The following is a 22,357-nucleotide window of genomic DNA, read 5'->3' as shown; positions in this document are numbered from 1 at the left end:
ACAGGAGGACGATATGGACGATCAGATCAGAGAACTCAAGGAGCGCGCCCGCGCAGCGATTGCGGAGACGGCGAGCAGCCTCGGTGAACTCAATGATATTCGCGTGAAATTCCTTGGCAAAAAGGGCGAGATGACCGCACTCCTGCGCAGCATGAGCGCCCTCGCACAGGAGGAGCGTCCGCGCATCGGCAAGATCGTCAACGAGGCGCGTGCCGAACTCGAGGAGCTGCTTGCGGCGAAGTCCGAGGAACTGGCGAAGCGGGAACTTGCGGACAAGATTGCCGCCGAGCAGATCGACGTGACCCTGCCGGGGCGGACGGCGCCCGTGGGGCATCTGCACCCGCTCACGATCACGCTGAATCGCATCAAGAAGATCTTCCTGCAGATGGGCTTTACCATCGAGGAGGGACCCGAGATCGAGAGCGACTACTTCAACTTCGAGGCGCTGAATCTGCCGAAGGATCACCCCGCGCGCGATATGCAGGACTCGTTCTACATCACGGAGGATATTCTCCTGCGTTCGCAGACCTCGCCCGTACAAGCACGAACGATGCAGAAGAGCGAGCCGAATGCGCCCATCCGCATGATCGCGCCCGGGCGCGTCTACCGTCGCGACTCCTACGATGCGACGCACTCTCCGATGTTTACGCAGGTCGAGGGACTTGTGATCGACAAGGGCATCTCCTTTGCCGACCTCAAGGGGACGCTCGAGCTCTGCCTGCATCAGCTCTTTGATGCCGATGCGAAGGTGCGTTTTCGTCCGAGCTTCTTCCCGTTCACGGAGCCGTCGACCGAGGTGGACATCTCCTGCTCCTCGTGTCATGGCGCGGGCTGCCGCGTCTGCAAGGGGACGGGCTGGCTCGAGATCCTCGGCGCTGGCATGGTACATCCTAACGTCCTGCGCATGAGCGGCTACGATCCCGCGCAGGTGTCGGGCTTTGCGTTCGGCATGGGTGTCGAGCGCATTGCGATGCTCGCCTACGGCGTGGACGATCTGCGCCTGTTCTACGACAACGACGTGCGTTTCTTACATCAATTCTAAGGAGGCGAGACTATGCAGGTTTCCATCAAATGGCTGAAAGACTATGTGGATATTGACGAGACGGCGGAGGAGATTGCAGACCGCCTGACGATGGCGGGCGTGCCCGTCGAGCGTATTGTGCGCGCGGACGAGGGGCTTGAGAAGGTCATCACGGGGCGCATCGAGAAGATCGCGCCGCATCCGGACTCCGACCACCTGCTCGTCTGCCAGTTGAATATCGGCAAGGAGGAGCTGCTCCAGATCGTGACGGGAGCGTCCAATGTGCGCGAGGGGCATATCGTCCCCGTTGCAATGGTCGGCTCTGTGCTGCCCGACGGAAAGAAAATCTCGAAGGGCAAGCTGCGCGGCATTCCGTCAAACGGCATGATGTGCTCGGCGGGCGAGCTCGCGATTGAGACCGAGGGGCTTCCCGACGAGCAGGTGCACGGCATCTACATCCTGCCCGCAGATACGCCTGTGGGCATCCCTGCGGCGCAGGCACTCGGGCTGGACGATGTTGTGCTCGAGTTCGAGCTGACGGCGAACCGCGCGGACTGCTTCAGCGTCATTGGCATCGCGCGTGAGATTGCGGCGCTGACGGGCAAGGAGCTGCGCTTCCCGACGATCGAGGTGAAGGAGTCGGCGCCCGAGAGCGCCGCCAATCTCGTTCACATCGGCATAGAGGCAGAGGATCTCTGCCGCCGATTCTCCGCGCGCGTTCTGTGCGATGTGAAGATTGCGCCCGCGCCGGCGTGGATGGTGGAGCGTCTGCGCGGTGCAGGCATCCGCTCGATCAACAATGTGGTCGACGTGACGAACTTTGTCATGCTCGAACTGGGGCAGCCGCTCCATGCCTATGACTACGACGCTGTCGCAGGACACAGCCTCACGGCACGCCGTGCGCGTGCGGGGGAGAATCTGCACACGCTGGACGATTCGAGCCGTGTCGCCGTTGGGGATGAGCTTGTCATTGCCGACAGCGAAAAGCCCGCAGGGCTTGCGGGCATCATGGGGGGGCTTGAGTCCGAGATCACGGAGGGGACGACCTCGGTCATTCTCGAGGCGGCATCCTTCCACGGCCCGACGATCCGCCGCACGGCACGTCGCATCGGACTGCACTCCGAAGCCTCGGGCAGGTTCGAGCGCGGTGTCGACGAGACGGAGACCGTGCGCGCGGCGACGCGTGCGGCGCAGCTCCTCGCAGAGATGGGCGCGTGCACCGTAGCAAAGGGCGTGGTCGATGTCTACCCGAAGCGCCGTGTGCCGACCGTCCTTGAGTTCAGCGCACGCACGGTAGGGGAGCGCATCGGTGCGAATATCCCTGGCGACTGGATGGCATCTGCGCTCCGCTCGCTCGGCTTCATCGTCGAGGAGAAGGGCGTCGAGGTCTATGATGTCGCTGTGCCATCGTGGCGCGGGGATGTGACGATGATGGAGGACATCACCGAGGAGGTCGCACGCCTCTATGGCTATGACAACATCGCCTCCCGTCTCCCGATGGGCGCTGTCCAGCAGGGGAAGACGAGTGAGCGGCAGGACTTCGTCGATCTCATGCGCGAGACCTTTGCGGCGCTCGGCATGACGGAGGAGCTGTCGTTCAGCTTCACGAGTGAGAAGACCCTCGACAAGCTCGGCGTTCCCGAGGGCAGCGAACTGCGTCAGGCAATCCCCATCATGAACCCGCTTACGGACGAGTATCCGCTCATCCGTACGACGCTGCTCACAAGCGTGCTCGAGAATGCGGCACGCAATGTTGCGCGCAAGAACATGGATCTGCGACTCTTTGATATCGCACCCGTCTTCTTCCCGAAGGCGCTGCCCGTCACGGAACTTGCGAATGAAAAGCTCATGGCGGCGGGGCTCATCACGGGACGCCGTAGCCAGATCGCATGGGATACGGACAGCGCACAGGTTGATTTCTACGATATGAAGGGCATCCTCGAGCGCTTCCTCACGGCGATCGGCGTGCAGAAATACACGGTGGAGCGCGGCGAGCACTTTGCTATGCACCCCGGCAAGACAGCGCTGTTCAAGAAGGGGCGCGATGTGATTGCCGTCCTCGGCGAGATTCATCCGACGGTTGCCGAGAATTTCGGCATCGGGCAGAGTGTTTATGTCTTCGAGATGGAGGTTGACACCCTCCTGCGCTACCGCAAGAAGAAGAGCGCCATTGCGGCACTGCCGAAGTATCCCGCCTCGACGCGCGACCTCGCCATACTCGTGGATGCGGGGCTGACGACGGCGGAGATCGAGCGTGTCATCGCGAAGAAGGGCGGCAAGTTCTTCCGCGGCGCGACCCTCTTTGATGTCTACACGGGCAAGCAGGTCGAACGCGGCAAGAAAAGCATGGCGTTTCATCTGCATTTCCAGTCCGATGATAAGACTTTGACCGATGAGGAAGTGGATGCTGCATTTGCCGATATACTTGAGGCGGCGCAGAGCCAGCTTCACGCAGAGCTGCGCGCATAAGGGGCGGTGAGAGCCATGACAGAGGAGAAGAATCAGCCCCAGCGGGTTGTAATCGAGATGTTTGGGCAGACCTATCAGCTCAAGACGGATGACCCCGAACGGCTCAAGCGCCTTGCGGTGGAGAGCGACCGCCGGATCAAGGAGATGTCGAAGAAGGTACGCAGCTTCGATGTGCAGCGCATTGCCGCGCTTACCGTCCTACAGATGATGGATGAGTATGAGCAGCTGCAGCGGGACTATGACGAGCTCGTGCAGCTGCTTGAGGAGAAATAATCACAATCAAAAAGCTGTGGTGGAATTTCCATCACAGCTTTTTGATTGGAGATTATCGAATACTGAAACTTACATTTGTTGTGACCGATACCGTCGCGCCGGTGGGGTTTGGATAGCTGCCGACGGCGTATGCCGCAGCAACTGCCGCATCGTCGAGCACGCCGTGCCCCGAGGAGGAGGCGACCGAGACGCTCGTGATCGCACCGGAGGCGCTGATCGTCGTGACAATCGTCGTCGTGCCCTCAAGGCGGCGCTTCATTGCCATGTAGGGGTACTCCTTGTTCGCGTTGACCGCTGCCCAGAAACCGTTCGTATCGAAGGGGGCGCTGCCCGTGCCGGAGACATTGCCGTTACCCGAGCCCTGACCCGCGCCTGAGCCCGAGCCAACGCCCTGACCGTCGCCCGTGCCGTCACCGCTGCCCGTTCCGGAGCCTGTGCCGCTCCCGCCGCCGTCGCCGCTGCCCGAGGCAGAGCCTGCGCTCGTGGAGGGCGGGGCAGAGGAATCAGAGGTCGAGGACGATGATGCAGGTGTTGGAAGATCTACTGCATCAGGCGTTGGGACTGCCGTCTCGGTCGGCGTGATGGGCGGTACAGTCTGCTGTACCGTCTCGACGCGCTTTGCGACCTCCTCCGCCTTGAGCGGCTCGGGGAAGAGATTCTCACTGCTCCCGCCGCCCTCGTGTCCGCTGCCCTGACTGAAATCGGATGCCTGCAGGTCGATCTCATAGACCTGCTGCTCCTTTTCGGCGACAACGACCGCAAGCCCGATGGCGAGGAAGAGGAAGATGACGAGGTGAACAGCAGCAGAGACGATATAGGCTTTCCCCCATGAAAGGTGTTGATCCATATATCTATCCCTTCTGTTCTGCGGCTATCGAGAGCTTTTTCACCCCCGCTCCTTTGAGCATATCCATCACGGCGACCACCTGACCGTGTGCCGTGCGCTTGTCCGCCTGCAGGACGACCGCCGCATTCGGGTTCTCCTCCATGTGACGCTTCATGATTGCCGCTGACTCCGTGATGCTCACGGGATTGTTGTCAATCGTGATATGTCCCTGCTCGTCGATCGTCATGATGATCGGGAGCTGTGCCGGAGCAGTCGCACTCTGCGCCTGCGGCAGCTGGACGGCGAGTGCCTTCTGCGCGACCGTCTGCAGACTGTTCATCATGAAGAAGACAAGCAGGAAGAAGATGATGTCGATCATCGGGATAATCATGAACTCCGGCTTTTTCTTCATGCGGTGATTGCTAAAATTCATTACGCATCCCAGCTTTCTTTCTTTGCCGCGACGATCGTCGCGCAGAGGCGCTCCGTATCCGTCACAATCGTGTCGAGCTGATGACTAAAGTAGGTGTAGACGCAGAATGCAATGATCGCAACGCAGAGACCCGATGCCGTTGCGACCAGAGCCTCACCGACACCGCCCGTGATCGCGGCTGCGCCGCCGCCCGCATCGAGTACGCTGAACGTCTGGATCATACCCGTGACCGTGCCGAGCAGGCCGAGCAGCGGGGCAATCGTGACAATCGCGCTCAGATAGTCGAGATAGCGGCGGAAGTTGATCGCCTCCATCGACATGCGGTCGGAGAACGAGCCCTTCATCGAGGTCTCCGTGGATGCGTTCTCCATGCCGCTCTCGATGATGCGGCTGATGGCGGAGGGGAACTCCTTGCAGAGCTTGCCGACCGTGCCAAAGTCCTTCTGCGTGGCGGCGTGGTAGACCCCGTGGAAGAACACACGCGAACCCTTGCGGTTGATGCGGTAGTAGTAGAATCGCTCCACCGCAATCGCAAGCGTGATGAGTGAGAGAATCAGAAGGGGATACATGACGAATCCACCGCTGTGAAAGAGGTGGACTGCGCTCTCAAAACCTGACATAAGCTAAGCTCCTTTGTATAGATTAGAACATCATGCGCATACCGAGACGGTAGATGCGCCCGCCCATTCCGAGGAACGGGTCATATTGGTTGAAGATGTTGGTGATACCGGCGTAGAACGTAAGGAAGTGGTGGTAGTCCTTCTCGACCATCAGATTCCACAGACCGTAGTTCTTCTCGCGGGCAAGCTTTTCACGGGTGAAGTCATGCTGAATGCCGCCTTTTACATGGGTATTGGCATCTGTTTCGTTGGGGAACAAATGATAGACTTCACCTGTTTCGGGGTTCGTGAACGTGTAATGAGGTGTCTCCGTAATTGTGTTTCCGTTTGCATCCATCAGTCGACCTGTGATAATGCGGTCGCGGATATCAAGATAGTTCCGCGTATAGTCGCCCCAGAAGGTCGCACGCCATCCATTCTTCGGATCGCTGTACGTCATCGTGAGGTTCAGCATGTGCCGGCCGCGTCCCTCGAGACGCTTGCCCGTCTGACGATCATAGGCATCAAGGAAGGTGTATCCCGCCTTGATGCTGAAATCGCGTGCAACCTGATGCGTCACCTCCGCCTCGATTCCCTGCGTGCGCGCCTTGGAGATGTTTCGGTAGGTATAGACATCATCCGTAGCAGGCACATTGGACACCATAGATGTTTCATCAGGATCAAGGATATTGTCCTCAATATACTGCCAGTTGGGCGCAGACTCTATCATGGATACAAGCGTATCATAGTCATAATATCCGTAGACATTCGGATAGCGTACCTTTGGATCATAGTAGGTACGGCCATAAAGGTTTTTGCTCTGCTTCTCTCCGTTATACATGATTTGCATATAGTCTTTGTAATCGTTGCGGAAGAGGGTGAGCTTTGCACTGGTCTTCTTGTCAAAATCCTTTTCGACAGAGATGTCCATATTGAGCGCCTTCTCGGGCTTCAGCTCGGGATTGCCTTCGAACAGCCAGCCGTTGCGAATCGGCGGCTTGGGATTCAGCGACGGTTCGTACATTTCCCAATCGTGGTAGAGCTCGGCGATGCCGCCCGTGGCAAAGCTTGTCCCGATATTCGTCTTGATGCGGACGTTGTTGCGTGCCTTGTACGTAGCACCGATGGAGGGGGAGACGTTCACGCCGAAGTGACTGTGGTTCGTGTAGCGCAGGGCTGGGATCACGAGCAGCTTCTTACCGACCTGCCAGTCATCCATGATGTAGGCACTGTAGTAGTTCAGTGAAGCATCATAGATATTTCCGGTGTAGGAGCGCTTATTCGGATTAGACGGATCATCCGGGTTGGGGAAACTATAGTATCTCGTTTCCTGACGCGCCGTCTGTCTCGGAACACTGATTCGTGTTCCCTCACCGTATTCATCGTGATAGTCCGCCCCAACGGTCACATAGTGCTTGTCGTGCGCCATCACACCGACGGATGCCTCGAAAACGTTATCGATGCGATCAAAAAAATCGAAATAGAAATGATGATAGGGCATTCCTCTGCCAAAAACACGATAAGTTACATCGGAATTATGTTCCGTTTGGTAGAGGCGCACGTGGTAGTCCGCGCGGCTCGTCTGCTTCTTCCAGTCAATGCTGAAATTATTGCGCCACGCATCTTCCAGTGCCGCCATATCTATGACCCTGCCTCGCGTGAATCTGCCAAGCGTTGTATCCTTCTGCAGGTCCTCCGTCTGACGATCTGCAGAGATGGTGATTGTCTCGTCCTTGCCGATCGTAAACTCGGCGCGTGCACTCATCGGATTGCGCTTGCCGTAGTATTGCATGGATGTGCCGTCATTATCGTAGAGGAACGGAGCGGTCTTGCTCCAACCGTAGGAGAAGTCCATATAGGTGCCGCCTCCAAGGTCGCCTGTGGAGAGGCCGATGCTGTGGTTATACTGGCTGCCGCCCGCGTCGATCCACGAGCCCTCGGTCGTGAGACGCACGCCCCTGCGATGGGAGACCTTCGTGATGATGTTGATGACGCCGCCGATGGCATCCGCCCCGTAGCGTGCCGTGCCCGAGCCGCGGATGATCTCGATGTGATCGATGTCATCGAGCCCGAGACGGTTCACCTCGTCTGTTGCACCGTAATACTTGCTGAGGCCTCCCGCGAGCCTGCGTCCGTCGACGAGGATGAGGGTGTGGCGCGGCTCTGCGCCACGGATGCTGACGGTCTTGCGCCCCATGTTGTCCGTGCCCATCTGGACATCCTGCTCCGCCGCGAGTGCATCCGAGAGCGTACGTGCACCCTTGCGGTCGAGATCGGCACGGGAGATGATTGTCTTTGTCTCGGGAGCTTCCTTGAGCATCTCTTTATCGAAGTCCACCTCCACGTGGATATCTTTTGTTGAGACCTTTGACTGGTCGCTCCCAGCGGCAGCGTCCTCCGCTGCGTAGACATGTGGTGATCCAAGGCAGGCAAGCACAGCTGCGGTCAGCAGTGCATATCGTCCTTGACGTATTTTTCCTTTGAATGTCATACCTTGAAAAATCCTTTCTGTAGAGATGAAAAATAATAAATAATGAGTACAATAATCATTATATGAAAAACAATATAGATGTCAAGAGTAACATTCATTTTCAAAAGAGCTGTTTTGACAATGCGAACTTTTTTTATTATACTGAAAGAGTTGAGAAGCATGTATTTATGGGATGCTCCGACAGTCTATTTTTAATGAAAGGGGGTGAATGTTTTGTTACTTGATCGTGTATTACGTTTTTTCATTGTGCTCATCACGGCGATTGTGGGAGGGACTCTGTTCGAACTCGCCATACCGTCGGTGAGCAGCTACTTCTCCGCGCCGTTCTGGCATATTGAGCTGGGCGTTCTCGGACTCTCGCCAGCGGGGCTCTGCTGCATTCTCTTCGGCACGTTCCTCGGCGGCATGATTGGCTACCCGCTCGCGCCGTTCTTCACGGGACGTCTCAGACGTTTCTCCGTGTGGGTGGAGGGGCAGCTCGGCAAGATGCCGACACGCGATGTGATCGCAGGGGCAATCGGACTTTTTATCGGACTCATCATTGCGCGTCTCCTAGGCGACGCGTTTTCTATGATACCGATTGTCGGCGACTACATTCCCATCGTGTTCAGCATTGTGCTCGGCTATCTCGGCGTCCACATCATGGTGCGTAAGCAGGAGGAGCTCGCGGCGGTCTTTGACTTCATCCCGCGCTTTCTGCGCGATATGTCGCGTGCACGTGAGGGGCGCATGCCCGCAATGACGGCAGCGCAGTCCGCACAGACGGAGCGGCAGTACAAGCTGCTCGATACGAGCGTCATTATCGACGGGCGCATTGCGGACATCTGTGAGACGGGCTTCCTCGAGGGGACGCTGCTCATTCCAGTCTTTGTGCTCGAGGAACTGCAGCATATTGCGGACTCACCCGACTCCCTCAAGCGCGTGCGCGGACGGCGCGGGCTCGACATCCTGCAAAAGATCCGCAAGGAGTCGCGCATGAAGGTGGAGGTCACAGAGGCGGACTTCGAGGATATCGCAGAGGTGGATTCCAAACTGCTCCAGCTCGCGCAGGAGGTCGGCGGCAAGATCATCACGAATGATTTCAACTTGAACAAGGTTGCGCAGCTGCGCGGCGTTCCCGTGCTGAACATCAACGCGCTCTCGAATGCGGTGAAGCCGGTCGCCATTCCGGGCGATCTCATGACGGTGCAGATTGTCCGTCCGGGCAAGGAGCACGGGCAGGGGCTTGCCTATCTCGACGACGGCACGATGATCGTTGTGGATGGCGGATTTCACTGTATGAATGAAGTTGTATCCGTAGAGGTGACATCGGCGCTTCAGACGGCGGCGGGTCGCATGATCTTTGCGAAACTGACGCGCTGAATCGAATACAGGAAGGGAATGTTGCATGGTTAGTGTGGTTTTTCCCGCGGCGGGACAGGCGCATCGGATGCAGATTGGGCTGAACAAGGTCTTTTTGACGCTTGCCGGAAAGCCGATGCTCCTGAGAACGCTGCTGACGTTTTCCAAGGTGCCCGAGGTCGGTGAGCTGATCGTTGCGGTCGGCGCTGATGAGGTGGATGCCGTGCGTACGCTGCTCGGCCGCGTGAAGGGGCTTGCCCCGTGGCGCGTGGTGGAGGGAGGCTCGGAACGGCAGTATTCGATCCGCAATGGACTTGCCCTCGTCTCAGAGGAGGCTGATGTCGTGCTCGTCCATGATGCGGCGCGCCCCCTGATTCGTCGCGAGACGATCGAGGAGCTGATCCGCGTTGTGCGCGCGGAGGGGGCGGCGATTGTCGCCGTGCCGGAGAAGAATACGATTAAGATTGCCTCGGAGGACAACGTTGTGGTCTCGACGCCGCCGCGCAGTACACTCTGGCAGGTGCAGACGCCGCAGGGCTTCCGCAAGGAGATTCTGATCGAGGCGAACCGCCGCGCGGATGAGGATGGCTTTCTCGGGACGGACGACGCGAGCCTTGTGGAGCGTATCGGCGTGCCCGTGCATATTGTCAAGGGAGAGTACAGCAATATCAAGGTGACGACGCCCGAGGACATGGTGGTCGCGGAGGCGATCCTGCGTAATGATATGGGCGCGGGAGAACTGATGAAAACCGCCGTACACGAGGCGAAGCGCCTGCTCGGCGGCGTCGTGCGGCGGCGGAAGGGAGATGGAGAATGACGCGGTTTGGCATCGGCTACGATGTTCATAGACTTGTCGAGGGGCGAAAGCTGATCCTCGGTGGTGTGGATGTGCCGTATGAAAAGGGGCTACTCGGGCATTCGGATGCAGATGTGCTGCTTCATGCGATTTCGGACGCGCTTCTCGGTGCGGCTGCGCTCGGGGATATCGGCAAGCATTTTCCGGATACGGATGAACGGTTCAAAGGCGCGGACAGCGGCAAACTCCTCGAAGAGGTCGCGCGGCTCGTGCGCGCCGAGGGCTATGTGATCGGTAATGTGGATGCGTGTGTCGTGGCACAAGCACCAAAGCTCCTGCCGTATATTCCTCAGATGCGTGACAATATCGCGCGTATACTCGGGATCGTGGCGGGGGATGTCAACGTCAAGGCGACGACGGAGGAGCGGCTCGGGTTCACGGGCAGCGGAGAAGGGATGTCTGCCTATGCCATTGCGGGCATAGAGCGTGTATAATGTTGCAAGACCCTGCATACTCCACGCAAACGCTTAGTTACGCAAGCGGTCGCGTTCTCGTTCGCCTAAATACCTGCGGACTTCTTAAACGCGCTTCGCTTGAACGAAAGAAATCCGCAGGGGGCGAGTCGAACGCTTTTCTCCGCTTGCTCCACTAGGGTTTGCTTTGGAGTATCGCATGGGCGACTGTTTCAGAAAAACTGTATCATACAATGATGGAGGTAGCAACGTGGCAAATCAGCTGAAGGAACTCTTGGGAATCGAGGTTCCCATTCTGCAGGGTGGCATGGCGTGGATCTCGGAGGCGAATCTTGCCTCGGCGGTCTCGAATGCGGGCGGTGCGGGCATCATCTCGACGGGTGGGCGTACGACGGAGTACACGCGAGATGAGATTCGCCGCTGCCGTACGCTGACGGATCGCCCGTTCGGCGTGAACGTCATGCTCATGGCGCCGAACAAGGACGAGATCGTGGACGTGATCTGCGAGGAAAAGCCGGCGTTTGTCACGCTCGGCGCGGGCAATCCCGTCCCGTATTTTGAAAAACTGCATGCGGCGGGTGTGAAGGTCATCCCCGTCGTGCCGAGCGTGAAACTCGCAAAGCGCGTGGAGGAAAAGGGCGCGGACGCCATCGTCGTAGAGGGCATGGAGGCGGGCGGTCACATCGGCGTGCTCTCGACCCTGCCGTTGATGGAGCAGGTCATCCCCGAGGTTTCCCTCCCCGTTGTCATGGCGGGCGGCTTCGGCGACGGGCGCGGACTTGCAGCGGCTCTCCTCATGGGTGCTGCGGGCATCCAGATGGGGACGCGCTTCCTCGTTGCAGAGGAGTGCGTCGCGCATCCGAACATGAAGGCAAAGCTGCTCGAGGCAGTGGACACGGACACGATTGTCACGGGTGTCACAATCGGCGGTGCCGTGCGCGGGGTCAAGAACAAGTTCTCGGAGGAATTTGTTGCGCTCGAGTATTCGGGCAAGGCGACCAAGCAGGAGCTGCTCGACCGTGCAACGGGTACGAACAAGCTCGCAGCCGTAGATGGCGACGTTGTGAACGGCATGGTTCAGGCGGGTGAGACGCTGACCCTCCTGCGCGAGATTGAGCCGGTGCAGACGATCGTGGAGCGCATCGTGCGTGAAGCGCGTGAGACGCTAGCGCAGGCGGCAAAGATTGAGATTTAAGGGGTAACGCAGGGGAATGGGAAACGACGAACTGACACGGATTCATGAACTCGCGAAGCGCGTCACGCTTCTCGAAAAGATGGCGCTGCGTCAGCAGAGTCGTATTGACGAGCTGGTGGAGCGGTTGGAGGAGGCGGAGCGCCGTGCGGGCACGCCGCCGCAGAGGAAGGAGCCGCCCAAGGCGGCTGCCGATGATCCTGCGGAGGCGAATGCCGCTGCGCAGCGCGCTGTCCCGTCCGTGAGCGATCTCCTCGACGAGGAGATGAAGCGCGATCTGTCGCGTGCCTACACGGGGGCGGCTGCCTCGCCGGTCAAACCGCCGGAGCAGCCACCGCAGGGCAAGGCGATGAATGCGATGGAGCGCGCGGCGGGCAGCTATGCGCGGGCGACGGGCGGCAAGGAGTCTACCCCGAGTGACCGCGCACGGCAGAACGAGGCGGCACGCAAAAAAGCCGCCGAGGCGGCTTTGGATGCGATTCCTGTGCACGAGCTGCGTGAGCGGACGCCCGCAGAGCGTGCGGCGGACTACATACGCGATTACAACGCGCTTTACGATGTCGTCGGGACAATGTTTCAGAAGAAAAAGGCGCAGGACGATTTCATCAAGCTCTATGAGGTGCAGGGCATGCGCTGTACGAATATGCAGCTGCGCCTGAGCCGTCCCGAGCTCGAGCCGCGCTTTGTCGCGGTCACGCCGACGCGCGATGCCGACTTCTGGGGCATGCCGCTCGGCAACGGGCTCTTTGCCGTCGTCCCGAATCCCTTCCTCGTCTACGGGGAGGAGATGCACACGGCGGGCGGCATGCGCGAGGCGTTCAACTCGAACTATCGCGCAGGGAACACGTACGGCCGCTTTACGGTCAAGGAGACGGCAACTTTCCAGTTCGGAACGATTGGAAAGGTGTTCAAGAGGGGGCAGGTCGAGGTGACGGTCTGACCACATACACCTTGTATGCGTATGGAAATGTGCGCATACAAGGTGTATTTTTATTTCCAAGCTAGTGTCCCACTGACGATAAAACGATATATGATTCACGCATGAATTGTGTATCGGAAGCAGAAAAACACTGATTTCCTGTATGACCTCGGTGAAGGAAATGTCGATTGATGCGTTGATACGACGCAAAAATGCACGCCAAGGCTTTTCCTTGTTCACACAGAAATTTGGCTGATAGATGTTCATGTGAAATTCCGTTTGTCTGTCCTTGAATGTTTGCATGATTGCTTCTTTTAAGGTATCTCCATTCAGAGAATGTGTTTTACTGATCTGCCAAATATCGTAGAAATCTTTGTATCGGCTGTTTTGTTCGCCTAGCGATATAATTGCCTCATACTTTTCGGCAATGACGGTTTCTATGGCGTAGCCCCATAGCTTGGGGGCGTCCATTGAGAGCAAAGAGGGATATGATATCTCTTTGGGAGCCGGGAGGGGAGTATTCGAGAATCCTATGTCAAGCTGCAAATAAATTTCTGCCCTCCCTAGAAATGCCTTGAATTTTACACGTATGCCATGATATTCGTCCTCTTCCGAAATATGCATTACATCATCAAGACACGGCGGCTGAAAACGAAGTGCATCGTCTGTTTCGATCTGACAAATGTCGGTGATGGTCTTACAGATCTGCTCGGTAGAACTGCTGATATGTTTTGCTAAAACGTCAATATCTTTTGTCACCCGTGACGAAAACTCGAAAATTGTATAGAGCAAAGCACCGCCCTTCAAAATAAAATGTTCTCGATATGCGGAGATGGAGAGTCGATAGAGAAATCTCTCGATGCCGTACCGTATCAATAGTTCGTTATAGTTTTTATTTTTTTCACGTCCCAGGTTCTTGAGCTTGTCTTTTACACTTTGCTCATTCATGCGATATACACCTCCGTATAACGATGGATATATTTATAGACGCGAAGCTGGCGAGAGTAATGGAGTAGCTTGTCCAGTTGACGATTTTTCTTGTTGTGCATATAGTTTTTGAATATATCGAGTGCTGCATCCAGTCCAACGCGGGGCAGATACCGAAACATATCGCAGACCACACGTTCACGATTGTAGATACGAAGGGGATAATTTTCTTCAGAAATGATTTCAATGCCAAGATCTATTATTTTTTCATTGGCAAAGAAAAATTCGATTTGTGGGTAGCTTGGAAGGGGGAGACGGCGGGATTTGTTGCTGGGAAGCGTTAATTGAATGGAAGAGGGAATTATATTTGTCAGGTCGTAATAGCTGGCTGCTGTAAACATGCTGATGACTGCCTGTGGGAACAGATCTTGTGCAAGAATCATATCATTATCCGGCAGATCGATGTGAGCGTATTGATATACGCCCTTTTGAATTCGTATCAGCTGATTCTTTTTTAATAGCTGGCGGAATTCAAACTCTGTCATATGGTGTAGCAGATCTTTTTTTCGCCATGTAATGCTATCTGTGAGATTTTTTTCTGAAGGAATCATAAAGTTCACCCCTTATCTGTTTTCTATATCCATTATACACGAAATCCGGTCATGCACATATAAATTTTTATATGTGCATGACTGGATTTTTACTGAATTATGTATTTACTTGTCGCCCCGCACCTGCGCCGTCGATGGCGACGGCGACGCCGGTCTCGGTGAAGGTTTTCATCTCGTTTACGACGTGGAGGGCGGCGCGTACAATCTCTATGCCGAGGATGCCCGCGATGCCTGCGGTCAGCTCCGTGTCGATCATGAGCATATCTGGGAGGATGTGCAGGATGTAGGGACGTAGGGCGGCGTTCTCATCAGCGGCTGTGCGTGCTGCGCGATCCGTCCGTGCGTCTCCGGGCAGGATGAGGCTTGCGCCTGCCGCCGCTCCATGCAGAGCACCAGTGAGCGCCGCCGAAACAGCGGTGCTTTCCTCCCGTTCATATGCACCGAGGATGAGGATGGGATAGGTGCGGGCGAGGGCATATGCTGTTTCGTATGCGGTGCGTGTGTCCTTTATGACCTGTGAGACGGTGAAAATATGGACGGGGATGGATGCCGACGCCGTGAGTGTGTTGAGAATGTATGCCAGATCGGCGGGCAGTTCCCTGTCTGTGATGAGGAGGAGGGCTGCCTTTGTGTCTATGGGCGGGCGCTCCGTGCCGAGGATGCCTGCAAGCTGCACGGCGATCCGCTCGAGATAGCCGAGGCTGTGGATGGGCTTTGCGAGGTTGTCGAGGCGGTATTGACAGGCATCCATGGAGGCGTGCTGGGGGGGAGAGACTGGCAGGAGCGCCCCTTCCACCGCTGCGCGATTCCCCTCCCCCGTGTCGCACGGGGGAGGCATTGCATTATGCGAGGGTGCATCCACCGCTTCCCATATTTTCAGCATCCGTTCCAGCAGTCGCAGCGCAATCGAGGAGCCTGCCGCCTCGCTGAGGCGGATGTCGAGGCGGAGGATGGGCGTGAGTCCGAGGCGGCGGAGTGCGTGGGGATGGGAGTGCTCCGTCAGGGAGGCATGCGAGGCGAGCAGATAATGTGCACAGTCGGGGGCGAGGGCGTGGGCGATGAGCGCAGCAGATGTCGTATTCGCTCCGTCGAGGATGACGAGCATGTGCCGCGCGGCAGCGCCGAGGATAATACCCGCGATGCAGCCGAGTTCAAAGCCGCCGACCTTCGCGAGGACATCCAGTCCGTCATGCGGATCGGGACGATTGACACTGAGTGCGCGGCGGACAATCTCAATCTTGTGCGCGAGGCGCGCGTCCGAGATATTCGCACCCCGTCCCGTGACCTCCTCAGGTGTTAGTCCAAGGAATGCCGCAACGATGGCGGCGCTCGAAGTGGTATTCGATATGCCCATCTCGCCGGGGAGGATGCAGCGATCGCCGCGATCTGCGCAGTCGTTTGCGAGTACGATGCCCGTCTCGATGGCTGCAATCGCCTGTGCGCGCGTCATGGCAGAGCCCTTCGTCATATTCGCCGTGCCGCGTGCAATACTGTGTTGCAAGAGTCCCGGAATATCATCATAAGCGGCATTTACACCGAGATCGGCAACGACGAGGCGCGCCCCCGCATAGTTTGCGGCTGCATTCGCTGCGCCGCCGCGTGCAATGAGATAGTTGCACATCATATTCAGCGTGGTTTCGGGCGGATAGGCACTGACGCTCTCGGCGGCAACGCCGTGGTCGGCGCAGGAGATAATGACGCTCGTCTGCGGCGGTGCGGGATGGCGCTCGCCCGTGATGTTCATATAGCGAAGGAGGATGGAGCGCAGATGTCCGAAATCTGTGCTTGTCTGTGCGGACAGCGCAGCGTCGACTGCCGAGGAAAGCTCCGTGTCGGGGACATGGATTGCCACTACCGTTTGTTCAAGAAGATTCATGCGCGCGCCTTTTCCTTTTCCATGCGTTTCAGCGAGAGCCCAATGCGCCCGCGTGCCTCGTCGATGCTGATGATCATGACATCGAGCGAGTCGCCGACGGACAGGACATCGAGCGGATGGCGCACGCGGCGGTGGCTCATCTCGGAGATGTGGAGGAGTCCCGCCTGTTTCAGTCCGATGTCGATGAATGCGCCAAAGTCCGTGATATTGCGGACTGTTCCCTTGAGGACCGTGCCGACGGCAAGGTCGGAGAGCTTCACGATGTTCTGGCGCGTGAGTGGTGCGGGCAGATCCTCGCGCGGGTCACGCCCGGGGCGCGCGATTGCCTTGAGAATGTCCGTGACGGTCGGTACCCCCGCGCCGAGCTTCTTTGCGAGCGGCGCTGCACTCATCTGCGCGGTCTTGAGTGCGAGGGCAGGGAGCTTTGCGCGGTCGCGCAGATCGTCCTCGTCCGCGCCGAGCTCCACGAGGATGGAGCGCGCAAGCTCGTACGACTCGGGGTGGATGGCGGTGCTGTCGAGCGGTGTCTCGCCGTCGTAGATGCGTAGGAAGCCCGCGCATTGGGTAAACGCTGCATCGCCGAGGCGCGCGACCTTGTGGAGTGCCTTGCGGCTCGCAAAGCGTCCGTGTTCGTTGCGATAGGCGACGATGTTCTTTGCAATCGCTGCATTGATGCCCGCAATGCGGTTCAGCAGGGCGGGGGATGCCGTGTTGAGATCGACGCCGACATGGTTTACGGCGTCCTCGACCGTTGCGTCGAGTGTTTCACGCAGCTGTTTCTGGCTGACATCGTGCTGATACTGACCGACGCCGATCGCCTGCGGATCGATCTTCACGAGTTCGGCGAGCGGATCCTGCACGCGGCGTGCGATCGAGACGGCGCCGCGAATCGTGACATCGTAGTCGGGCAGCTCGTCCTTCGCGAGCTGTGAGGCAGAGTAGACGGACGCACCCGCCTCGTTTGTGATGAGATAGTGTACGTCTTTGAGGTCGTTGTCGCGGATCAGCGCGGCGACGAATTGCTCCGTCTCATAGGACGCCGTACCGTTGCCAATCGAGATGAGCGTGACATGGTGTGCCTTGATGAGTTTCAGGAGGCTTGTCGCCGCAGATTTGCGCTCGCCGTCGCTCTTCGTGACCTGAATTACACCGCTTGCGAGGACGTTGCCGGTCGCATCGACCAGTGCCACCTTGCAGCCCGTGCGGTAGCCGGGGTCAAGCCCGAGCACCGTATGCCCTGCAAGCGGGGGCTGCAGGAGAAGCTGACGGAGGTTGTGCCCGAATATGGAAATCGCCTTCTCTTCTGCCGCTTCGGTCAGCTGCGTGCGCAGTTCGCGCTCTAGTGCAGGGACGAGCAGACGCTTGTAGCCGTCCTCAACCGCCGCGCGCAGTTCCCCCTCGAAAATGGAGGGGCGTGCATAGAGGCGCTTGTAGATCCAATCGACATTTGCCTCATGATCGACGGCGATGCGTACGGAGAGACATCCCTTCTTCTCGCCGCGATTGACGGCAAGGATGCGATGGGAGGGCAGGGTGCGGACGGGCTCACTGTAGCCGTCGTACATCTGAAATACCTGCGCCTCCTCGGCGTCAGCGTCAAGTGTCGTTTCAAGGACAGCATTCTTCCAGAATTTCTCACGCATCAGGCGGCGCAGCTCCGCCTCGTCCATGATGGTCTCAGCGAGGATGTCGCGCGCGCCCGCAAGTGCATCGGCGGCACTCGGTACATCCTTCTCTGCATCCACGTAAGGGGCGGCTGCATCTTCGGGCGTGCCGCTTGTTTCCTTCTGCAGCAGCATGGTGTTTGCAAGCCCCTCGAGTCCTCGTTCACGTGCGACAGAGGCACGCGTGCGTTTCTTCTGCTTGTAGGGGCGATAGAGATCCTCGAGGATCTGGAGCTTCTCGGCAGCTTCGATGGCTGCGCGCAGCTCGTCCGTCAGCTTGCCCTGTTCCTCAATCCGTGCAAGTATTTCCTCCTGTCGCTTGACGAGGCTGCGCAGATATGTGAGGCGCGCCTCCACCTGACGCAGCATCTCGTCCTCAAGGGAGCCGGTCGCCTCCTTGCGGTAGCGTGCAATAAAGGGAATCGTATTGCCGTCATCGAGGAGGGTGATGACAGATTCGACCTGCTGCGGACGGATGGAGAGCTCGCCCGCGATCGCGGCGGGAATATCGGAAATACGCATGGAATCAAACCTTTCTTTCTGTTAATGTCCTTCATTATAGCATGATTTTCGAGTCGTGCATAAAGAAAGGAAACAATTCTTGCAGAAGGAATATGACGGGACTATTGACAGGAGTTTTCGGATAGAGTATTATAATACATAAATAATAATGATTTTAGATTTAGTAAAAGAGTAAAGTAGGAATAATTATGCGAGAACAGATGATGCTGACATTGAATGAGGTCACGGATATTCTGCGGCAGAACAAGAAAAAGGTGACGCCGCAGCGCCTTGCCGTCTATGCGGCTCTTGCTGCGACGGAGGAGCATCCGACGGCGGAAGCTCTCTATAAGGAGCTGCGTCCGAACTATCCGACGATGAGTCTTGCCACGGTCTACAAGTCACTTGATGCGTTCTGTGAGATCGGCATTGTGCGTGAGCTGAACGTGGGCGAGGAGGCATTTCGCTATGACGCAGATATCTCCGCGCATCCGCATGTGCGTTGCATTGCGTGCGACAAGGTTGCGGACGTGCCCATTGCATCGCTCCCGTCTCTCGACAAGAATGTTGCGTCTGTGACGGGGTATCGCATTGTCTCGCAGCAGATGTATTTCTTCGGCTACTGCCCGCAGTGCCAAGAGGCCAATGCGGTAAAAAATTAAATTCGATCTGATTGAACATATCGCACAAAAAAGTGACATGCACCGCGCGTTCGGTACATGTCACTTTTCATGTGTTCTGTTATCCGCGGTTTCTCCGTGCGAGTATGCGGATGACCTTCGCGCCCGTGCTCTTGATCTTACGGATGGGCGCGACGCGTGTCGTGGTCTTGGGACGAATCTCTCCGGGAGAGCGGAAATCGCCGCGTCGCAGGTGCGTCGTCTTGGTTTTCTCGGGTTGGAACACCCTGCGCATCGTACGTGCAATCGGGTCGAGTGCGGCGTCCTCCGTGCAGAGGTAGATATCGAGTGAGACGTGGCGGAGTTCGGGATGGACATGCAGCGCGAGATGCCCGTCGGGCAGAAGTGCCATCAGGGAGAGGTGACCGCTCTCCTGCACGTCGCTGATGATCTGCAGGGGGACGAGATCAAGGGTTCTGAGTGCTTCGGAGACCTTGGCGCGCAGCGCCTCTTCACTCGTATATTTTTCACCTTTGCAATTATAAAAATCCACTGTCAGCAATCTTGATTGAATGTCCATTCGATTCAGTCTCCTTTACAGTGCTCAGTCTTAGTTTCATTATAGAGGAAAGAGACGCCGCCGTCAAGGAATATAGTCATATCGTCCTAAACAGAATAAAAAGAATCCAGAAGAGAATTACATGCTGTTGTTTTCGCTATAAAATCTCATGGAAAAATAAACGCGCTTATGCTATACTGATTCTGCACATTTCAAGGACTGTGCATATGGAATTATAGAACGTATACATCTCAGGTGATGGAAGGAGACTCCACTTACAATGTTTGGTCTTTTTGGCGGACACGATATGGGGATTGACCTCGGTACGGCGAATACACTGGTGCATGTGAAGGGGCGTGGCATTGTCCTGCGCGAGCCGTCCGTTGTTGCAATAAAGAGTGATTCGGGCGATGTGCTCGCGGTGGGTGAGGAAGCCAAGCAGATGATCGGGCGCACGCCCGGCAATATCGTTGCGATTCGTCCGATGAAGGACGGCGTTATTGCGGATTTTGATGTGACGCAGGCGATGCTGAAATACTTCATCCGCAAGGCAATGCGCTCGAAGTCGTTTGTACGTCCGCGCGTCGTGGTCGGCGTTCCGTCGGGTGTGACGGAGGTCGAAAAGCGTGCGGTTATCGATGCGGCACAGCAGGCAGGTGCGCGTGAGGCATATCTGATCGAAGAGCCGATGGCGGCTGCGATCGGTGCGGGGCTTCCAGTGGAGGAGGCGACGGGCAGCATGGTCGTCGACATTGGCGGCGGCACGACGGAGATTGCCGTCATCTCGCTCGGCGGCATCGTAACGAGCAGGTCCATCCGCATCGGCGGCGATGAGATGGACTCTGCCATCGTGCAGTACATCAAGCGTATGTATAACCTCATGATCGGTGAGCGCACGGCGGAGGAAATCAAGATCACGGTCGGAACGGCGATTGTGACGCCGGATACGGATCGTACAATGGACATCCGCGGCCGTGACCTCGTAAGCGGTCTGCCGAAGACGCTGACGATCCATGCGAAGGAAATTCGCGAGGCGCTGAACGAGCCGATCTACAAGATCATCGACGCCGTGAAGGGCACACTCGAGAAGACACCGCCGGAACTCGCGGCGGATGTTATGGATCACGGCATTATGATGACGGGCGGCGGCGCGCTTCTCATGAATCTGGACAAGCTCCTCTCTCATGAGACAGGCATGCCTGTGCTCGTGTCCGAGGATGCACTCTCCTGTGTTGGTGAGGGGACAGGGCGTACGCTTGAGAACATCGGGCTCCTCAAGAGTGTCGTTATGTCCTCGAAGAAATTGAAGCAATGATTGACCGAATCGGACGGGCAAGGCAGTCGGGACGCAAGATCTGGGCGCTGCTATTCGTTCTGCTCGCTCTTTTCTGTGTCATTTTCTTTGCTGCGCGCGGCCGCTTTCAGGCAACTGCATCGACGAGCACGGTAGGAACTGTGCTTGCCCCATTTGAGATGGTCTTCTCCTATGTGGGGCAGCAGGTTCGACATGTTACATCGGATCTGTGGGAGATCGCTACGGTACATGAGCAGAATAAGATGCTCAAGAATGAGATCGAGCAGCTGCGTCAGCAGAATACGATGGCGGAGGAATACGCGGCAGAGAATGCACGCCTGCGTGAGCTCCTCTCGTACAAGCAGTCGGCGCAGCAGTTTGATCTTCTTGCTGCGCGCGTGATCGGGCGGGACGCTGTGCTCTGGACGAGCACGATCGTCGTGGATCGCGGCTCGAAGGACGGCGTGCGTGAAAACATGCCCGTCGTGACGGGCAAGGGGCTCGTGGGGCGTGTGACGGAAGTCGCTCCGCTCTCGTCCAAGGTACAGCTGATCCTCGATGTGCGCTCCTCGGTTGGGACACTCATTCAGCGTACAGAGTCCCGTGTGACGGGCATTGTCACGGGGACGATGGACAATCCCTATATGCCGCAGATGGTGAATATTCCGCGCAATGCGGATGTGCAGGACGGCGATACCGTCATTACATCCGGTTTCGGCGGCATCTATCCCAAAGGGATTCCCGTGGGGCAGATCGTTTCGCAGCACAGCGATGATACGGGGCTTCTCAAGGTCGCGCTCATCGAGACTGCGGTGGACTTCCAGCGCCTCGAAGATGTGGCGATCATCACGGCATCGCGCGAAGCACCTCCGGCGCCGATTCAGCCAGCTCCGCTCAGTCCGGGAGCGGCTGCGGCGGCACAGATCTCTGCATCGCAGGCAAAGGCGGCGGCACAGTGAAGAGATATAGATTTTTTATCGTATTCTTTATCGCTCTCTTTGTGCTTCAGTTCTCCTTTCTTCCGCTCATCGCCGTGTACGGCGTCGTTCCCGACCTGCTCCTTCTGGCGACAGTTTCCTACGCCTTTTTGCGCGGCAGTGTGTGGGGTGGATTCGTCGGCTTTGCATTGGGGCTGGTGGAGGATCTCAGTGTCGGCTCATTCTTTGGGCTGCATGCATTCACACTGACGCTGATCGGACTCTTTTTCGGACGGTTCTCTGACCGCGTGTTCAAGGAGCAGTTCTTCCTGCCGATTACGGCATCACTCGCGGCGACCTTTGCGAAATATGTGATTTCGGCGCTGATTGTGTATCTGCTTGGCTATCATTTCAATCCATTCCTGCATATAGGACGTGTGCTCTTCATACTGCTCCTCTTCCAGCTGATCTTTGCGTATCCAATCCACTGGACGACGTTCCATCTGGACAAGCGTATACGCGATCGGGAGAGTTAAGATAATCTCGGAGTGTAGT

At 57.3% G+C, this 22,357-nt stretch carries 20 protein-coding genes and 1 pseudogene; 12 read left to right on the top strand and 9 right to left on the bottom strand.

Translation table 11 applies throughout. The features are described from left to right. Positions 1 to 13 precede the first annotated feature (13 nt). From pheS to HMPREF9163_RS00975, 3 genes are read left to right on the top strand one after another with little or no spacing between them, the layout of a single operon-like run. On the top strand, positions 14 to 1,042 hold the full coding sequence (pheS, locus tag HMPREF9163_RS00985) for a phenylalanine--tRNA ligase subunit alpha (RefSeq protein WP_037345554.1): 1,029 nt from the start codon (positions 14 to 16) through the stop codon (positions 1,040 to 1,042). Positions 1,043 to 1,054: 12 nt separating this feature from the next. Further along, positions 1,055 to 3,490 (top strand): phenylalanine--tRNA ligase subunit beta, encoded by a 2,436-nt coding sequence (gene pheT, locus HMPREF9163_RS00980; protein WP_009439751.1) that lies wholly within the window; start codon positions 1,055 to 1,057, stop codon positions 3,488 to 3,490. 15 nt (positions 3,491 to 3,505) lie between these two features. Beyond that, a complete protein-coding gene (locus tag HMPREF9163_RS00975) occupies positions 3,506 to 3,763 on the top strand; it encodes a cell division protein ZapA (RefSeq protein ID WP_009439750.1) in 258 nt (85 codons plus the stop codon). 52 nt (positions 3,764 to 3,815) lie between these two features. Here the strand turns inward: HMPREF9163_RS00975 and HMPREF9163_RS00970 are convergent, their stop codons facing one another. From HMPREF9163_RS00970 to HMPREF9163_RS00955, 4 genes are read right to left on the bottom strand one after another with little or no spacing between them, the layout of a single operon-like run. Next, positions 3,816 to 4,610, bottom strand: a complete 795-nt coding sequence (locus tag HMPREF9163_RS00970) for an energy transducer TonB (RefSeq protein WP_009439749.1) — start codon at positions 4,608 to 4,610, stop codon at positions 3,816 to 3,818. A gap of 4 nt (positions 4,611 to 4,614) precedes the next feature. Next, positions 4,615 to 5,022 carry a biopolymer transporter ExbD gene (locus HMPREF9163_RS00965; protein WP_009439748.1) on the bottom strand — a complete coding sequence of 136 codons (408 nt, stop codon included), beginning with the start codon at positions 5,020 to 5,022 and terminating at the stop codon, positions 4,615 to 4,617. Beyond that, on the bottom strand, positions 5,022 to 5,642 hold the full coding sequence (locus HMPREF9163_RS00960; RefSeq protein ID WP_009439747.1) for a MotA/TolQ/ExbB proton channel family protein: 621 nt from the start codon (positions 5,640 to 5,642) through the stop codon (positions 5,022 to 5,024). Before HMPREF9163_RS00960 ends, HMPREF9163_RS00965 begins: the two co-directional genes overlap by 1 nt. Before the next feature lie 22 nt (positions 5,643 to 5,664). Further along, on the bottom strand, positions 5,665 to 8,112 hold the full coding sequence (locus tag HMPREF9163_RS00955; RefSeq protein WP_009439746.1) for a TonB-dependent siderophore receptor: 2,448 nt from the start codon (positions 8,110 to 8,112) through the stop codon (positions 5,665 to 5,667). 213 nt (positions 8,113 to 8,325) lie between these two features. On the opposite strand from HMPREF9163_RS00955, the gene HMPREF9163_RS00950 reads away from it, so the two are divergent. From HMPREF9163_RS00950 to HMPREF9163_RS00930, 5 genes are all read left to right on the top strand, one after another. Continuing rightward, the gene (locus HMPREF9163_RS00950) at positions 8,326 to 9,474 is read left to right on the top strand and encodes a PIN/TRAM domain-containing protein (RefSeq protein ID WP_037345550.1); all 1,149 of its coding nucleotides are present in this window, start codon (positions 8,326 to 8,328) and stop codon (positions 9,472 to 9,474) included. Positions 9,475 to 9,499: 25 nt separating this feature from the next. Next, the gene (gene ispD / locus HMPREF9163_RS00945; protein ID WP_009439743.1) at positions 9,500 to 10,270 is read left to right on the top strand and encodes a 2-C-methyl-D-erythritol 4-phosphate cytidylyltransferase; all 771 of its coding nucleotides are present in this window, start codon (positions 9,500 to 9,502) and stop codon (positions 10,268 to 10,270) included. Beyond that, complete coding sequence (gene ispF, locus HMPREF9163_RS00940) at positions 10,267 to 10,743, top strand: 2-C-methyl-D-erythritol 2,4-cyclodiphosphate synthase (protein ID WP_009439742.1); 477 nt, start codon at positions 10,267 to 10,269, stop codon at positions 10,741 to 10,743. Before ispD ends, ispF begins: the two co-directional genes overlap by 4 nt. Before the next feature lie 229 nt (positions 10,744 to 10,972). After that, the gene (locus tag HMPREF9163_RS00935) at positions 10,973 to 11,917 is read left to right on the top strand and encodes a nitronate monooxygenase (protein ID WP_037345548.1); all 945 of its coding nucleotides are present in this window, start codon (positions 10,973 to 10,975) and stop codon (positions 11,915 to 11,917) included. A 16-nt stretch (positions 11,918 to 11,933) separates the two neighbouring features. Beyond that, complete coding sequence (locus HMPREF9163_RS00930) at positions 11,934 to 12,854, top strand: hypothetical protein (RefSeq protein WP_037345545.1); 921 nt, start codon at positions 11,934 to 11,936, stop codon at positions 12,852 to 12,854. Between the two features lie 186 nt (positions 12,855 to 13,040). Here HMPREF9163_RS00930 and HMPREF9163_RS12705 read toward each other — a convergent pair. From HMPREF9163_RS12705 to HMPREF9163_RS00915, 4 genes and pseudogenes are all read right to left on the bottom strand, one after another. Continuing rightward, a pseudogene (locus HMPREF9163_RS12705) lies at positions 13,041 to 13,781 on the bottom strand (nucleotidyl transferase AbiEii/AbiGii toxin family protein); the annotation flags it as partial. After that, the gene (locus HMPREF9163_RS00925) at positions 13,778 to 14,371 is read right to left on the bottom strand and encodes a hypothetical protein (RefSeq protein ID WP_037345542.1); all 594 of its coding nucleotides are present in this window, start codon (positions 14,369 to 14,371) and stop codon (positions 13,778 to 13,780) included. The gene HMPREF9163_RS00925 and the pseudogene HMPREF9163_RS12705, both read right to left, overlap by 4 nt. Before the next feature lie 97 nt (positions 14,372 to 14,468). After that, positions 14,469 to 16,247 carry a nicotinate-nucleotide--dimethylbenzimidazole phosphoribosyltransferase gene (locus HMPREF9163_RS00920; protein ID WP_009439738.1) on the bottom strand — a complete coding sequence of 593 codons (1,779 nt, stop codon included), beginning with the start codon at positions 16,245 to 16,247 and terminating at the stop codon, positions 14,469 to 14,471. Continuing rightward, positions 16,244 to 18,433: a Tex family protein gene (locus tag HMPREF9163_RS00915; protein WP_009439737.1), complete on the bottom strand. Its 2,190-nt coding sequence runs from the start codon at positions 18,431 to 18,433 to the stop codon at positions 16,244 to 16,246. Before HMPREF9163_RS00915 ends, HMPREF9163_RS00920 begins: the two co-directional genes overlap by 4 nt. 188 nt (positions 18,434 to 18,621) lie before the next feature. Between HMPREF9163_RS00915 and HMPREF9163_RS00910 the strand changes: the two genes are divergently transcribed. Further along, complete coding sequence (locus tag HMPREF9163_RS00910; RefSeq protein ID WP_009439736.1) at positions 18,622 to 19,074, top strand: Fur family transcriptional regulator; 453 nt, start codon at positions 18,622 to 18,624, stop codon at positions 19,072 to 19,074. A gap of 79 nt (positions 19,075 to 19,153) precedes the next feature. On the opposite strand, the gene speD is transcribed toward HMPREF9163_RS00910, so the two are convergent. Next, complete coding sequence (speD, locus tag HMPREF9163_RS00905; protein WP_009439735.1) at positions 19,154 to 19,612, bottom strand: S-adenosylmethionine decarboxylase; 459 nt, start codon at positions 19,610 to 19,612, stop codon at positions 19,154 to 19,156. 259 nt (positions 19,613 to 19,871) lie between these two features. Between speD and HMPREF9163_RS00900 the strand changes: the two genes are divergently transcribed. From HMPREF9163_RS00900 to mreD, 3 genes are read left to right on the top strand one after another with little or no spacing between them, the layout of a single operon-like run. Next, positions 19,872 to 20,906, top strand: coding sequence for a rod shape-determining protein (locus tag HMPREF9163_RS00900; protein ID WP_009439733.1), 1,035 nt, complete (start codon positions 19,872 to 19,874; stop codon positions 20,904 to 20,906). Beyond that, positions 20,903 to 21,844 carry a rod shape-determining protein MreC gene (gene mreC / locus HMPREF9163_RS00895; RefSeq protein ID WP_009439732.1) on the top strand — a complete coding sequence of 314 codons (942 nt, stop codon included), beginning with the start codon at positions 20,903 to 20,905 and terminating at the stop codon, positions 21,842 to 21,844. Before HMPREF9163_RS00900 ends, mreC begins: the two co-directional genes overlap by 4 nt. Beyond that, complete coding sequence (gene mreD, locus HMPREF9163_RS00890) at positions 21,841 to 22,338, top strand: rod shape-determining protein MreD (RefSeq protein ID WP_009439731.1); 498 nt, start codon at positions 21,841 to 21,843, stop codon at positions 22,336 to 22,338. Before mreC ends, mreD begins: the two co-directional genes overlap by 4 nt. Positions 22,339 to 22,357: the final 19 nt, after the last annotated feature.

This window comes from Selenomonas sp. oral taxon 138 str. F0429, assembly GCF_000318175.2.
GTDB classification, from domain to species: Bacteria; Bacillota; Negativicutes; order Selenomonadales; family Selenomonadaceae; genus Centipeda; species Centipeda timonae.
The sequence above is the reverse complement of the archived record's forward strand: the minus strand, read 5'-3'. Positions and strand labels throughout refer to the sequence as shown.